This is a genomic window from Gordonia sp. NPDC003950 (assembly GCF_053605205.1).
Genome location: NZ_JBSGIT010000001.1, coordinates 134,472 through 148,894, shown reverse-complemented (window position 1 = coordinate 148,894; position 14,423 = coordinate 134,472). Strand labels below are relative to the sequence as shown.

Annotated in this window: 14 protein-coding genes and 1 pseudogene; 7 read left to right on the top strand and 8 right to left on the bottom strand. The window is 66.7% G+C overall.

Annotated features, from left to right (window positions below):
• Window positions 1–128 precede the first annotated feature (128 nt).
• Genes ACWETB_RS00730 through ACWETB_RS00710 form a run of 5 tightly spaced genes read right to left on the bottom strand, consistent with a single transcriptional unit; the run spans window position 129 to window position 4,572 of the window.
• Complete coding sequence (locus ACWETB_RS00730) at window positions 129–1,175, bottom strand: pyridoxal phosphate-dependent aminotransferase (protein ID WP_452208633.1); 1,047 nt, start codon at window positions 1,173–1,175, stop codon at window positions 129–131.
• Window positions 1,172–2,206, bottom strand: a complete 1,035-nt coding sequence (locus ACWETB_RS00725; protein ID WP_452208631.1) for a 3-oxoacyl-ACP synthase III family protein — start codon at window positions 2,204–2,206, stop codon at window positions 1,172–1,174. Before ACWETB_RS00725 ends, ACWETB_RS00730 begins: the two co-directional genes overlap by 4 nt.
• A complete protein-coding gene (locus ACWETB_RS00720) occupies window positions 2,203–2,868 on the bottom strand; it encodes an SRPBCC family protein (RefSeq protein ID WP_452208629.1) in 666 nt (221 codons plus the stop codon). Before ACWETB_RS00720 ends, ACWETB_RS00725 begins: the two co-directional genes overlap by 4 nt.
• A complete protein-coding gene (locus tag ACWETB_RS00715) occupies window positions 2,868–3,449 on the bottom strand; it encodes a thiamine pyrophosphate-dependent enzyme (protein WP_452208627.1) in 582 nt (193 codons plus the stop codon). The genes ACWETB_RS00720 and ACWETB_RS00715 overlap by 1 nt, the downstream gene beginning before the upstream one ends.
• Before the next feature lie 49 nt (window positions 3,450–3,498).
• Window positions 3,499–4,572: a thiamine pyrophosphate-binding protein gene (locus ACWETB_RS00710; protein WP_452208625.1), complete on the bottom strand. Its 1,074-nt coding sequence runs from the start codon at window positions 4,570–4,572 to the stop codon at window positions 3,499–3,501.
• 147 nt (window positions 4,573–4,719) lie between these two features.
• On the opposite strand from ACWETB_RS00710, the gene ACWETB_RS00705 reads away from it, so the two are divergent.
• A complete protein-coding gene (locus ACWETB_RS00705) occupies window positions 4,720–6,285 on the top strand; it encodes an ATP-binding protein (RefSeq protein ID WP_452208623.1) in 1,566 nt (521 codons plus the stop codon).
• Here the strand turns inward: ACWETB_RS00705 and ACWETB_RS00700 are convergent.
• Entirely contained in the window at window positions 6,202–6,873 is a 672-nt protein-coding gene (locus ACWETB_RS00700; RefSeq protein WP_348806087.1) for a response regulator transcription factor, read from the bottom strand. The genes ACWETB_RS00705 and ACWETB_RS00700 overlap by 84 nt on opposite strands.
• A 136-nt stretch (window positions 6,874–7,009) precedes the next feature.
• Between ACWETB_RS00700 and ACWETB_RS00695 the strand changes: the two genes are divergently transcribed.
• Window positions 7,010–8,275, top strand: a complete 1,266-nt coding sequence (locus tag ACWETB_RS00695) for a cytochrome P450 (RefSeq protein WP_452208621.1) — start codon at window positions 7,010–7,012, stop codon at window positions 8,273–8,275.
• A 17-nt stretch (window positions 8,276–8,292) separates the two neighbouring features.
• On the opposite strand, the gene ACWETB_RS00690 is transcribed toward ACWETB_RS00695, so the two are convergent.
• Both ACWETB_RS00690 and ACWETB_RS00685 read right to left on the bottom strand, forming a co-directional pair.
• The gene (locus ACWETB_RS00690; RefSeq protein ID WP_449744475.1) at window positions 8,293–8,766 is read right to left on the bottom strand and encodes a DUF2231 domain-containing protein; all 474 of its coding nucleotides are present in this window, start codon (window positions 8,764–8,766) and stop codon (window positions 8,293–8,295) included.
• 49 nt (window positions 8,767–8,815) lie between these two features.
• Window positions 8,816–9,415: a TetR/AcrR family transcriptional regulator gene (locus ACWETB_RS00685; RefSeq protein WP_348805988.1), complete on the bottom strand. Its 600-nt coding sequence runs from the start codon at window positions 9,413–9,415 to the stop codon at window positions 8,816–8,818.
• 120 nt (window positions 9,416–9,535) lie between these two features.
• Here ACWETB_RS00685 and ACWETB_RS00680 point away from each other — a divergent pair.
• From ACWETB_RS00680 to ACWETB_RS00660, 5 genes and pseudogenes are all read left to right on the top strand, one after another.
• Window positions 9,536–10,436: pseudogene (locus tag ACWETB_RS00680) on the top strand (metal-dependent hydrolase).
• Between the two features lie 17 nt (window positions 10,437–10,453).
• Window positions 10,454–11,506, top strand: a complete 1,053-nt coding sequence (locus tag ACWETB_RS00675) for a PDR/VanB family oxidoreductase (RefSeq protein WP_348805986.1) — start codon at window positions 10,454–10,456, stop codon at window positions 11,504–11,506.
• A gap of 8 nt (window positions 11,507–11,514) precedes the next feature.
• The gene (locus ACWETB_RS00670) at window positions 11,515–13,038 is read left to right on the top strand and encodes a flavin-containing monooxygenase (protein ID WP_452208618.1); all 1,524 of its coding nucleotides are present in this window, start codon (window positions 11,515–11,517) and stop codon (window positions 13,036–13,038) included.
• Complete coding sequence (locus ACWETB_RS00665) at window positions 13,035–13,886, top strand: short-chain dehydrogenase/reductase (protein ID WP_348805984.1); 852 nt, start codon at window positions 13,035–13,037, stop codon at window positions 13,884–13,886. The genes ACWETB_RS00670 and ACWETB_RS00665 overlap by 4 nt, the downstream gene beginning before the upstream one ends.
• The gene (locus tag ACWETB_RS00660) at window positions 13,883–14,362 is read left to right on the top strand and encodes an SRPBCC family protein (RefSeq protein ID WP_449744470.1); all 480 of its coding nucleotides are present in this window, start codon (window positions 13,883–13,885) and stop codon (window positions 14,360–14,362) included. The genes ACWETB_RS00665 and ACWETB_RS00660 overlap by 4 nt, the downstream gene beginning before the upstream one ends.
• Window positions 14,363–14,423: the final 61 nt, after the last annotated feature.

Here is a 14,423-nt window from a genome sequence, read left to right as displayed (position 1 = left end):
GAAACCGAGGGCTAGGGGATCCGCCCGTGACCACGTCACAGGTGGTTCGGCACTGTTCTCAACCGCAGGAGATGTCGGTGGGATCGATGGTCGTGATGCGGGCTGGTCGGCTTGTGCGATGCGCTGCATCAGACCGCAGCGGTGAGTCCTCGAAGTGCTGCGACGATCCTGTCGGTGTCGGCGCGACTGCCGACAGTGATGCGTACGCCGTGAGCGCCGCACACCTTGACCGGTATGCCGCTGGTGATCAGAAGTGAACCCAACGCCACACCCTCTCGGCCGGGGACGAAAAGGAAGTTCGCGTCGCTGTGCAGTGGTCGGGCGCCGTATCGACGCAGACGCCGTGCGAGGATCTGGCGTTCGGTGCGCATGGCCCAAACCCGTTGCATCAGTTCCCGTTGCGCGGCGAGGGCCACCGGCACTGCAGCGATCGCGGGAGCGCAGATGCCGAACGGTACCTCGAATGCGCGCAGCCGGCGGGCCAGATCGGCCTGCGCCACCCCGTAACCCACACGGAGCCCGGCCAGTCCGTAGGCCTTGGAGAAGGTACGTATCACCACCAGGTTCGGATGCCGGTCGACCAGGTATGCCGGATCGGTCGGATGCTCACTGAATTCGATGTAGGCCTCGTCCAGGATCGCGATCACATGTGGCGGGAGGGCCGCCACGAATTCGGTGATCGCGGATACGTCGAGCACCGAACCGGTGGGATTATGCGGCGAACACACCACCACGACACCGGTGTCCGGCCCCACCGCGCGAGCCATCGATTCCAGGTCGACGGCGCCGCGCCGAAGCGCGACCCCGACGAACCGCAGCCCGGACATCTCGGCGACGATGGGATAGCCGTCGAACGTGGGTGATGCCGACACCACCGACACGGGTTGCGGCCCAGGTTGATCGATCGCTGCGCGCGCCAAGGCGAAACACATGCCGGCGACGCCGGTAGCGCCGGCGCCTATGACCACCTGCTCGGGACGCACCGCCAGGTGACCGGCGACCTGCCGCCTCGTCGAATCCGGAAAGAACTCCGGGTAGCGATGTGCGATGGCGCACTCGTCCCGCAGCACCGCGGCAACGGCCGGAAGCGGGGGATAGCACGACTCGTTCAGGTCCAGGCCCGCGGGCGGGCGCGCTCGACGGGATACCGGCGCCGGGAGTTCGGCCGCGGTCATGGCCGGCCCCCGAATCGGATGGCCGCCGCACCGGCGAAGTCGCCGGCGTGGGCGAAGGCCGACATCATCACCACATCACCGTCGCGGATCCGGCCGTCGGTGATCGCGGTGTCCAGGGTGATCGGGATCCCCACCGCGAAGAGATTTCCGCACTCGTCAAAGGTATCGGGGTGTCGCTGCGCCGGAAGCTCCATCGCCTCACGCCAATTGCGCAGGAAGATCCGGTTCGGCTGATTGGTGATCAGCCAATCCAGCTGCGGCGGATCGATACCGATCAGGTCGGCCACCTCGATCGCCACCTCCGGCACCATCCGGTTTCCGCGGGCGAGCACCTTGGCGATCTTGGCCTCGGTGAATCCGATGTGTATCTGGCCTTCACCGGCCTCCCAGTACTTGCGCTCGGGGTGGGCGACCGAGGTCATGTCACCCGCGTAGGCGCCATACGAATGGCACATGGTGGCGAGTACCGGTGAACCACCGCCGTCGAGTGAGACCACTGCGGCTGCCGCGCCGTCACCCGGGATGGCGGCCTGCGCGGTACCGCGCACCTGCTCCTGGGTGAATATCTGCGATGCGCTGTTCTGTGCCAACGCCAGCAACGCTTTTCCGCCCCCGGCCGCCGTCAACAGTGCGCCGGCGAGGTCGAGCATGTGCACGAAGGCCGCACAACCGCCATTGTGCACATCGAGGACGGTATGCGGGCGAATGCCCAGACGGTGGGCCACTTCGCCACCGCAGCCACGGACGGGGACCTCGGGGAGCTGACTGTGGGTCAGGACGATGGTGACGTCGTCGAGGTGATCGACCCCGTGGCGATCGGTGAGAACGCGTGCTGCGGAGAGCATCATATCCGCAGATGTCTCATCCCGGGCGGCGTGATGGCGGAACGCGGGCGCGGCGAACATCACGTTGTGGGCGAGGGAGTCGCCTTCGGCGAACTCGGCGAAATACTCTGCCGGCACCCGGTTCTCGGGCAAGTACCCGGCCACATCGTGCAGCATGACAACGGACGAGATGGAGGTCGGCATCATGATCGCATCCAATCGGGGGTGAGGGGCAGTCCGTGGTTGTGCCGGTATTCGGCGAGGGCGGTGAGGTTGTCGAGTTCGAGCTGATGGCCGGCAGAGAACATGTCCCAGAAGTCGCCCACCCAGACCGGTCGTGACGCGGGAGCTGTTTCCGGATAAGGGTTCTCGTCATAGAACGGGTGGTGGCAGTTGTTCCACAGCACAACCGATCCGGGACGGTTGAGCACGACCTGAGCGTCGACGACCCGCATGAGGTAGATCATCCACAGGTGCGTCCCTTGATCCCAGGCGCAGTGATAGTCGACGGTCATCGCGTCGGGATTGGCAACGGTGCGCGTGTAGATGTCGGTGGCGTCTCCGAGGCGATCCTGGGCGACCCATAGCCCGGGCTCGTCGGTCTCGGCGAAGCCACGCAGGCTGTATGTCCATTCCTCCAGGGATCGGGTGTCGGCGAGCCATTCGTAGAGTTCGCGTGGTGGAGCGTCGACGTAACCCTGAACGGGACAGAACTGCCCGTAGACCGTGTCGTGCGGGTACACCGACCGCAGTCGCTCGAGGATGACAGGGGTGGCCACCTCGCGTGGGTGGGATTCGATTCGGGTGAGGCCGTCCAGGTCGGTGGCTCGTGCGCCCAGATCGGACAGGGCGGGAAGGGTTGCGGTCATCACGGACCTTTCGGGAGGAAGGGGAGAAACGGAGGTACCTCATCGCAATCGGTCTCGACAACAAGGCAGTTGGGCCCATCGGCGGCGAACAGTTGCTTACAGTCCACTCGCAGCTCGCCGGGGTCGGTGGGGCATCGGACATCGATTCCGTTGAACATCGCGGCGAGGCCGGAGCCGATGTCGGTGTGACGAAATCTATTGCTGCTGATGGTGTTCGGGAAAAACAATCCCTCTCGGGTGACGCACATACCGTGTGCGTCGTTGTTGGCGACGATCAATGTCACCGGTGCACCGTGTTCGACGGCGGTATGAAACTCCATGCCGTGCATGAAGAACGCCCCATCACCGGCGAACGCGACGCAGCGTCGTCGCGAACCCGCCGCCTCGGCGACGGCGACGCCGATGGCGGCGGCGATCGCATGACCCATGCCACCCATGCCGAGTGCGACACCGAAACGCTGCTGCGCCCGCAGTGTGAGGTGGTGGACGACGGTGGCGCCGATGTTGCCGGCGTCGGCGAAGATCAGCGCATCGTCGGGCAGTTCGCCCGACGCCGAGGCCACCACATCACGCAGCGACATCGACGCTCGGTCATGGTCGGGCGCGGGTGGATTCGGGACCTCGAGGAACTCACGGCCGGTTGCGGCGGGCGGTTGCCGCAACACCGAGATCGGCCAGCTCGACCTCCAGTGTCCGAAGGGCCGCCGGTAGCGACGCGACATCGAGATGGGTGCATCCCGGCAGACGAGGAGGGTGAGAGCCCAGGTGTGTCAACGGAATACGAGCAAGTACGTCGTCCAGGCCGGCGCGATCGGTGATGCTCATCCGGCACCCGATGGCCACGCACCTCGCCGCGCCGGCCAGCGCGGTCACCGCGGACGGGTGTCCCATGACCCCGGTGATGCCGGGGCCGTGTGTACCGTCGGTGCCGGTCGCGTCCATACCGCCCGGCGCGGCGAGGACGTTCGCTCCGAGTCGGTCGGCGAGGGTGCGGACGAGATGGCCGACCTGGCGACGGGAGGCCTCCTCGCCAACCCAGATGACGACGCGATCACCACGGCGCACCGTGTCCGCGAGTTCGGCAGCGAACTCGGCGAGCATGGCGTGTTCGGATCCGGCAGTCGTTGTCGGGGCGATGGTGACGATACTGTCGGTGTGACGAGGCGAGGGCGATGGCAGCGGTTGTTGCTGAACGTCTTTGGGGATCACTAGAGCGGCCGGGAGGTCTGCGGCCAGACATGCCGCGGCCGCGTTCAGCGCCGGTTGCAGCGCTGCGGCGGAATCGATGACGCTGCAGTGGCCGGTGACGGCGCCCACGAGCCGCTCCAGATCGATCGTGTCCGGTGGTGAGAGCATGTCCTGAAACGCACCTCGGGACACCAATGCCGTTGGTGCACTGCCAATCACGGCAAGAATCGGAACCCGGCTGTCATAGCATTCGGCCAGCGCCCCGATCACGTTCATGGCGCCACCTCCGGACGTGGTCAGCACCAGGCCGGGAACTCCGGTGACGCGTGTGAGCCCGTCGGCCATCGCACCTGCGGCGAATTCGTGCTTGGCCACCACGGTCGGCAGGTCGATGTCCGCGGCGGCGGCGTAGATGTCCTCGATGTTGGCGCCGTGCACTCCGAAGGCCAGCCGAGTACCTCGCTGACGAGCATCCTGCAGAATCCGATGAGCGACGGACATGGTGGAGGTGTCCATGTACACCACTGTCCTCCCCTGCACCTGAAGGGCCTCTGAAACCCGACGGTGGTCGGCTCGGGGCCTCGCGCCATACGATGGGTGCCATGGCGGTCCGCGCTTGTCACGTCTCGGCGGGGATGACACCGTCCTAGGCAGGTGAGGTCCGTGGGCGAGAAGAGTCGTCGGCGTTACGGACTCGGCTCGCGGCGAGGGGTTCGAGCGCGTTCGACGGTCGCCGCAGCCGTCGTGGTGACGGTGGCGCTGGGCATCGCGGGAGTGGTGTCGCTTCTGATGCTGCATCGCGCCAACACCGAGGCGATGTACCGAGCGACGAGCCGACAGGCCTATCAGGTGGCCACCGCGGTGGCCAGGACCGGCGTGGACGGGGTCGATCCGGACGATCTGGCCCCCGGTGCCGGGGTCGACTTCGTGCAGGTGGTCGACCGCGAGGGCCGGGTGTTGCGGGCGTCGCCAGGAGCGCCGGATATTCCGGTCGCCGACTTCCTCCTCGACGACGGCATCTATTCCTACCGCGACGACCTGTCGATCAGGGGATTCGACGGAGAGTATTGCTCGACGGCTCTCGGTGCCGAGTTCGGGGGCCGATACTACGCGGTGATCGCGGTCGACCGCACCAACAACGTGCGGCGCAGCGAGTGGATCACCGCCGCGATCATCGGCGTAGAGCTGCCGATCATCGTGGCGCTGGCGGCGCTGGCGGTCTATCTGCTGGTCGGCCGCACTCTGCGACCGGTGTCCCGAATCACCAGGCAGGTCAACGCGATCAACGCCAGCCGCCTCGACCGCCGAGTGCCGGTACCGGACGCCGACGACGAGATCCGCACCCTGGCAACGACCATGAACAGCATGCTCGCGCGGTTGCAGGTCAATCGTGGCGCACAACTGCGGTTCGTCGGGGATGCCTCCCATGAGCTGCGCAGTCCGTTGACCACGGTGCTCGGACTGCTCGACCTGGCCGACGAGACCGGGACAGCCCTGGATCCGGAGACGGTCCGCACGATCCTGTTGCCCGAAGCCCGCCAGATGCAGCGCATTGTCTCCGACCTGCTGTTGCTCGCCCGAGCCGACGAGAACGGTCTCACCGTCACGCGGGTCGATGTCGATCTCGACGACGCTGTCCTGTCCGAAGCGCAGCGCGTCCGCGCGATGGGGTCTGTCGACGTCCGCACCCGCGTCATTGCCGCTCGCGTCCTCGGTGATCCGGTCATGGTCGCCAGGGCGTTGCGCAACCTCGTCGACAACGCGATCCGGTATGCGCGGTCGACACTGTGGATCCTGATGTTCGCCGACGACGAGGTGGCACGCATCGTCGTGGGCGACGACGGCCCGGGAATCGACGGCGACGACCGTCGGCGGGTGTTCGAACGCTTCGCCCGGCTCGGCACGGATCGTCGTTCGGGGTCCGGGACAGGTCTGGGCCTGGCGATCGTGCAGGAGATCATGGTCGCCCACGGCGGCAGCGTGTCGGTGCTCGACGACGCCGACGTGTCGGCGCTCGGTGATGCCGGCTCGGTGGGTGTCATCACCGGTGCCGCGATCGAACTGCGGTTCCGCCGTGCGCCGGCGGGCGACGACGACGACGGCGCTCGTGAACACCCGACCACGGATCGGGCGGCGGCCGGGTCGTCAGACGCTGCGCAGACAGTACCCGGCCCCTCGAACGGTCTCGATGGAACCGACACCGAAAGGAGTATCGATTCGTTTTCGTAGGTAACCGATGTAGACCTCGACGATGTTGTGGTCGCCGTCGTAGTTCTCATCCCAGATCGATTGGAGGATGGTCTGTTTGGATATCACCGTGTCCGCGTTGCGGATCAGTAGCTCCAGAACCGCGTACTCGCGGGGGGTCAGCGCGATGTCGGTGCCGTCCCGCGTGACGCGGCGTTCGGCCGGATCGAGTGCGAGCCCCCCGGCCCGCAGGATGGCCGGACGTTCCTTGCGGCCACGACGCATCACCGCCCGCAGATGGGCCTTGAGCACGACCACGGAGAATGGTTTGACCAGGTAGTCATCAGCTCCGAAATCAAGGGCCTCGGCCTGATCGTATTCACCGTCCTTGGCCGATAACATCACCACCGGAACCCAATTTCCGGCCGCACGCAGGTCACGCACCACCTCATACCCGTTCCGTCCGGGCAGCATGATGTCGAGAACAACGGCATCGAAATCCTCGTCCGAAGCACGACGGTATCCCTCGAGTCCGTCGTGGGCGATCACGACGCTCCAGCCGTCACTGATGAGCACGCGCTTGATCGTCTCTGCCGCGTGTGTGTCGTCGTCGACCACCAAGACCCGCACGTACCCGCTCACCTCCCATCGTGACCGCATCCTCGCGTGAGACGTCGCATGCGGCCGGAAGGACTCCATGCACCACCGTATTCTCGCATCCCCAGACCCTCAGTCGACCCTACGCGCGGTCACCGGCCCACGCGCTGTGCCCCTGTTCGGTGCGTTGCGCCTGCGCTCGGATCCGACGGGCCTGGCCCAGGACCTCCGCCGCGCACACGGCGACATCGCGTTTGTCACCGTGCTCGGTCGTGATGTCGTCGTAGCTCAGGGTCCGGCCGCCGCCGCCGAACTCGTCGGAGACCGCGATGAAGCCTTCGCGAACGAGCCGGTCTACGGCTTCGCGCTGGGTTCGCTGTTCGAGCGGGGAATCCTGCTGATGGACGCCGACGAGCATCGCCGGCATCGCCGAATCCTACAGACCGCCTTCACCCGGACTCGGCTCGACGGTTACGCGCAGCGACTGCACCCCCTCGTGTCGTCGGCGATGGCGAACTTTCCCACGGGAGATGGCGTGGACATGCGCATCCCCCTCAAAGCGATCGCGCTGGATCTCGCGCTGGAGATATTCCTGGGTGCACGTTTGCCACGCGCCGACGCCGATCGGATGAACCGGGCGTTCGTCGAGTTGATCGAGGCGGCCGGCGCATTGGTGCGGCTCCCGATACCGGGCACGCGCTGGCACCGCGCCCAGAAGGCGAAGACCGTCCTCGACGACTACATGGCGGATGTGGTGTCCGATCGGCGCCGCCGGCCCGGGGCGGACCTGATGTCGGCGTTGTGCAGCGCCGACATCGACGGTGCCGGACGTCTCTCGGATGCCGAGATCGTCGACCATATGCGATTCATGCTCTTCGCCGCCCATGACACGGCGACGATCGCGATGACATCAATGGTCTATCGGCTCGGCCGTCATCGGCGGTGGCGCGACGAGCTTCGCGACGAGGCGATCGGCCTGGGCACTCGTCCGGGTCTCGGTGAGCTGCGGTCTGCGGTGGCCACGGACGCGGTGTTTCGCGAGTCGGTGCGCCTGCGGCCACCGGTCCCGGTTGTGCCCCGTGCCGCGATCAAGGACACAGAGCTGTGCGGACACCTCATCCCCGCAGGGGCTTTCGTGATCGTTCCCATCGGGGCCAATCATCGCCGGCCCGATATCTGGCCTGATCCGGCACATTTCGACCCAGGGCGGTTCATCGGAGAGCAGGATCGACGAGACCACCCCATGGCCTGGATGCCGTTCGGGGGCGGTCGGCATAACTGTATGGGCATGCACTTCGCCTACCTCGAGTCGGCGATTGTGGTGCATCACCTGCTCGAGGCCTATGACTGGACTGTCTCGTCGGATGCCTACGAGCGCGATGACGTGGCGCTGACGGAGAACGTCGGCTTCCTCGCCGACGTGCGGTCGCGGTGACCCGTGCCGGGTGATTCTCAGTTGAGCCACACCGCCCGTGCGCCGGAGTCCCCGACCAGGTAGACCATCACGATCGAGCCGATCGCGGTGACGATCACCGCCACGCGCAGGACGATGTCGATCACGCGGAATACATTGGGCGACAGAGTTATCGGTAGTAGCCGCATGATGGCATCGGAGTGCAGGGCCCACAGCAGGACGACCGCGACGAACAAGGGTGCGACCCACGCGATCATCTCCCCGCCGAGGTCGGTGTGTCGGTGCAGTTCGGCCGATTCCGGTACCCGCTTCTCCAACGCTTCGCCGGCCGATGTGGTGAGGGGCGTGATGATGACGGCGACGAGTGCGACGAGCGGGGGCACGACGCCGAGCACGCGGCGAGCGGACGGCCACGCTGCGCCGATGATGCCCAGGAGGGCCGCAAGTGGGATCGCGACGACGGCGAGATGTACCAGAAGAGGATGCAGCGGCAGGCCGGAGATGGTGTCCACCCCGGAAGTGTCGCCGGACCGAGCTGAACGGACGCTGAGAAGCGCTCGGCTACCGCGGTTGCGCGATGGTCAGCAGGTGCTTCCGCGCGAACTCCTCGACCTCGGCATAGGTCGACAACGGCAGCCGGACGTTCGGCGTCAGCAGGATCGAGTGGGTGATCCGCACCAGGATCTCGGCGCGGGCCAGGACCTCCTCGTCGTCGAGTTCGGCGTCCGGTGAGCGCAGCACGTCGGCGGTGGCCTCGACCGCACCGGCGAGGAGGAACGAGCCGTTGAGAGTCAGTTGGTCGAGCACGTTGCCGGGTTCGAGTTCGAGGATCCGATTCCAGACCGGGTTCTCGCGGATGGCCGTCACCGTTGTCGCGAACGCGTTGACGACGCGGTCGGCGTAGCTGTCGGCCCGCTCGGCTGCGGCTCTGACCTGGTCGAACAGCCGGCCGGATTCGCGGATCATCACTGCGACGAGGATCTCGTTCTTGCCGCCGACCTTGCGGTACACGGTCACCCGTCCGACCTTTGCGCGCTTGGCGATGTCGTCGATGGTGGCGCGTCGGATGCCGATGTCGGCGAAGACCGCCAGCGCCGCGTCGAGGATCGGATCGGCCTCGGTGGCGCCCGGCGACGCGGTGAAGAGGCCGGAAACAGACATGTCGGAAGTCTAGTCGACCTCGGGGGTTGAAACAATGAGCGGCAAAACGTATCTTCATTTCAACGAGGTGACGTGGACCACCCCGACACCGGTACGGACGTGACGAACAGGAGAACGCTCATGGCACACGCGCAGGGCGCACAGACCCGGGAGTACGGCGAGGAGGCACTGGCGATCAACGCCCGACCGGTCTCGTTCGACTGGACCGGAGTGCCGCTGGAGTACATCCCCGGCGAGCCCTATGCCACGCACTTCTGGAACGTCATGCATCTCGTGCTGCCCGAGGGGGAGCGGGCCATGGCCGACGTGTTCGCGCAGGCACTGCCGCTGATCGACGACGAACGTCTCCGTGAGGAGGTCGTCGGCTTCGTCGGGCAGGAGGCCACCCACGCCGCATCGCACGAGGGATTCCGAAACTACCTGCGCGCCAACGACGTCGAGATCACCCCGGTGATGCGCCGGATCGAGTACGCGGTGGCCAAGATCTTCGGCGATCACGGCATCACCAACAAGCGCGCCAAACGGGCGTGGCTGTCCGAACGCCTCGGCGTCTACGCCGCCGCCGAACACTTCACCGCGGTCGTCGGCGAATGGTTGCTCGACAACGCCGAATTCGACCGTGTCGGAGTCGATCCCACCATGCTCGACCTCCTCCGCTGGCATGGTGCGGAGGAACTCGAACACCGCAATGTCGCCTTCGACGCATTCCAGTACGTCGACGGCGGCTACCTGCGCCGAGCCCGCACCGCACTGATCGCCTGCACCGGCCTTGCCGCACTGTGGTTCTCGACGGCGGCCTACCTGTACCGCAACGACACCACCGTCAAGCGCCGCCGTCCGTGGCCGATCGCCTTCGCGAAGGCCGCACGGGCCGGCCCAACTCATTCCGGGCATCAGCTTCCTGTTCGAGCAGATCTACTACTACCTGCAGCCGGGTTTCCATCCCTCCTCGATGGGCGACATCGACAAGGCCGTGCGGTATCTCGCGATCTCCCCGGCGGCGCGGGCGGCAGAACAGTGAACTACCTCCCGCCCCCCATGACCGATGTCGAGAATCCGACCCGGATCCTCGCCGCCATCGGTGGGCTCGCCCGCGGCTACTCACGTCTGTTCGCCGAAAGTGCGTACGCCGAGCGTCTTTCACCACCCAATCCCACCCGTCACGTCGGATTCGACCTGCGGCTCGACGTCATCGACAGTCGGAGAGCAGCCGACGGGGTGCGGCTGATCACCCTCGCCCGGCCCGATCGCACCGCACTGCCCCGGTGGACGCCGGGCGCCCACATCGACGTCTTCACCGCGTCCGGCCGCCAACGGCACTACTCGTTGACCGGTGATCCTGCCGACACCGCCACCTACCGAATTGCGGTGCGCCGCATCCCCGATGGACTCGGCTCCGCCGAGATGCATCTGCTGCGAACCGGGGACACCCTGCACATCCGCGGCCCGCGCAACGCCTTCAACTTCGCCGCACAGCGTGGGTGCCGGTTCGTCGCCGGCGGCATCGGCATCACCCCGATCCTGCCGATGCTCCGCGAGGCCCACGCCAAGGGACTCGACTGGACGCTCATCTACACCGGGCGCAACCGGGACAGCATGCCGTTCATCGACGAACTGCTGGCCCTCGACGCCGCCCGCGTGCAGATCCGCACCGACGACGAGCACGGTGTGCCGGACATGCGCGAGATCCTCGACATCGACGGCCCCGCCGCCCCCATCTACCTGTGCGGTCCGTCGGCGATGCTCGAGAGCGCCCGCCGGCTCATCGTGACCGAGGCCCCCGGCCGCGAACTGCACAGTGAACGATTCGCCCCGCCCCCGGTCGTCGACGGCACCGCCTTCCGGATCGACTTCGCCTCCGGCGGATCGGTCGAGGTGGCCGCCGACGAGACCGCACTCGCGGCGATCCGGCGGGTCAAACCTGACGTGCGGTACTCGTGCCAGCAGGGATTCTGCGGTGCATGCCGCGTCAAGGTGCTCGACGGCGCCGTCGCCCACCACGATCGCGTGCTGATCGGCGACGAACGAGACGACTCGATGATGATCTGCGTGTCACGCGCAGCCGACGACCACGTGGTCGTCGATCTCTAGGAGGAACCGTGGCAGACACAGCCCCACACCACGTCCATGTCGCGATCATCGGTACCGGCTTCGGTGGTATCGGTGCCGCAATTCGCCTGACCCAGGAGGGTTTTGACGACTTCCTGCTGTTCGAACGTGCCGACGAGGTCGGCGGCACCTGGCAGGCCAACACCTATCCCGGTGCCCAGTGCGACATCCCGTCGGTGTTGTACTCGTTCTCCTTCGCCCCGAACCCGGACTGGACGCGCCTGTATCCGCTGCAGGAGGAGATCCAGGCCTACATCGCGCGCTGCGCCGACGACTTCGGGATCACCTCACGCATTCGTTTCGGCCATGACGTCACCCACGCCGGCTGGGATGACCTCGCGCAGGTGTGGCGCCTGACCGCGGCCGGGCAGGAATTCACGGCCGACGTGCTGGTCGGCGCCACCGGTCCGTTCAGCGAACCGTCGGTACCCGCCATCGACGGACTCGACGATTTCGCCGGTGAGGTGTTCCATTCGGCGCAGTGGGACCACTCCTGGTCGCCGGAGGGCAAGCGGGTCGCCGTCATCGGAACGGGTGCCTCGGCGGTCCAGTTCGTGCCGCAGTTGCAGCCGAAGGTCAAGCAGCTGAGCCTCTTTCAACGGACGCCCACCTGGATCATGCCGCACCCCGACCGGCCGCTGAGTCAGGGGGTGCGCACCATGTTCCGGCGCCACCCGGTCACCATGCGCGCACTGCGCGAGAGTTGCGGCCTGGCGCAGGAGATGATGGTGCCCGGACTCGTCAAGCGTCCCGGCTTGCTGGCGCCGATGGCCGCGGTCGCCCGCCTGCACCTGCGGCGTCAGGTCGCCGACCCGGAACTGCGCGCCAAGCTGACGCCGCGATACGCCTTCGGATGCAAACGTCCCACCTTCTCCAACACGTTCTATCCGGCCCTGGCCGCCGCCAACGCCGAGGTCATCACCGACGGCATCGTCCGGGTCACCCCGACGGGCATCGAGACCGCCGACGGCGTCCTGCACGAGGTGGACACGATCGTGCTGGGCACCGGCTTCAAACTCGCCGGCAACGAGGGGTTCCGGCGCATCCACGGCGCCGACGACCGTAGCCTTTCTGCGACCTGGGAGGGCGGTGAGATGGTCGCCTACATGGGGACCAGCGTCGCGGGCTTCCCGAACTTCTTTCAGATCCTGGGACCGAACTCGGTGGTCTACACGTCTCAGGTGGTCACCATCGAGGCACAGGTCGACTACCTCGTCGACGCACTGAAGCAGATGAGAGACCAAGGCATCCGCAGCATCGACGTGCTGCCGGAGGCGCAGGAACGGTTCGTTCGCGAGGTCGACGAAGGGCTGGCGCACTCGGTCTGGAACACCGGCGGATGCTCGAGCTACTACCTCAGCCCGTCCGGTCGCAACTACACCTTCTGGCCCGGATTCGTCGTCGGCTTCCGGCGCCGGATGAAGCACATCCGGTTGGCGGACTTCACCGTTCGCAGGATCGACGGGTTGCGACTGGTGGAACCCGTCGCGCACGAACAGGAGTTGATCGGATGAGCGCCTCACCTCTGGCCCTTCCGGGGTCGGTCGCCCTGATCACCGGGGCCGCCGCGGGTATCGGACTCGCGACAGCGAGGCGCTTCGTCGCCGCCGGTGCCGACGTGGTGCTCACCGACGTCGACGCGGCCGGGCTGTCCGCGGCCGTCGACAAGCTCGGCAATGAGCACGCCCTCGCGGTGCATGCCGATGTGCGAGAACTCGATTCACTGCAGATCGCCGTCGAGAAGGGCATCGGCCGCTTCGGGCACCTGGACATCGCGGTGGCCAACGCCGGCGTCACCCCGCCGCCGGCAACGCTGCGCGACATCGCACCCGAGGACTTCCGGCGCGTCATCGACATCAATCTGATCGGCGCCTTCAACACCATCAAGGCCACCATCGAACCGATCACGCAGCGCCGCGGCCACATCGAACTCGTCGCCTCCTGCGCGGCCTTCGCGCCGGGGATGGGCGGATCGGCCTACATGATCAGCAAATCCGCGGTCGAACAACTCGGCCGCGCACTGCGCATCGAGCTGGCACCGCACGGTGCGTCGGCCGGGCTGGCGTACTTCGGCATCGTCGAGACCGGAATGACCCGGGCAACACTCGACGACGATCCGCTCGGCAAGGAGATCGGCGCGCAGCTGCCGTGGCCGCTGAACAAGCGGATCAGCGTCGAGCAGGCCGCAGAGGTCATCGTCACCGCCTCCGCAGAGCGTAAGGCGCGCACGATCGCGCCGCGTCAGTGGACCGCCTACTCGCTGCTGCGCGGCCTGATCAATCCGGTTCTCGACGCACAGTTGGTGCGGGACAAGTCCATTCACTCGATCATCACCACGCTCGAATCGGCGGACCGGCCATGAAGTGGCGGGAACTCAACATCGTCGGTGACCCGTTCTTCGCCAGTGCACCCGTGTGCACCACGGTGACGCTCGACATCGACGCCACACCGGAGCAGGTGTGGGAGGTGCTCGCCGCCGACGACGCCGTGGTGTCGTGGAGTCCGTTGGTGACCGCCGCGAGCTGGGCCGGGGAGCGTGGCGTGGGGGCGGTCCGAACCGTCACCATCGCCAAGGCGCTGTCGGTGCAGGAGCGGTTCTACCGCTGGGATGAGAACTCCCGCATGACCTTTGCCGCGACCCGCACCACCGGCCCCGGCATCAAGGCGTTCGCCGAGGACTATGTGCTGACCGAGCAGGTCGGCTCCACCCGCCTCGACTGGACGGTGGCGATCGACGTGCCGGCGCCGCTACGTGCCGCGGGACGTCCCGTGAGTGCGGGACTCGGCGCCGCGGTGCGACAACTGGCAAAAGGATTGCACCACAAAGTGGTTGGGTAGCCCGCCGGCACCCGCTTATTGACAGCCAGACAACACAACGTCTGAATAATTGGCAGCACGC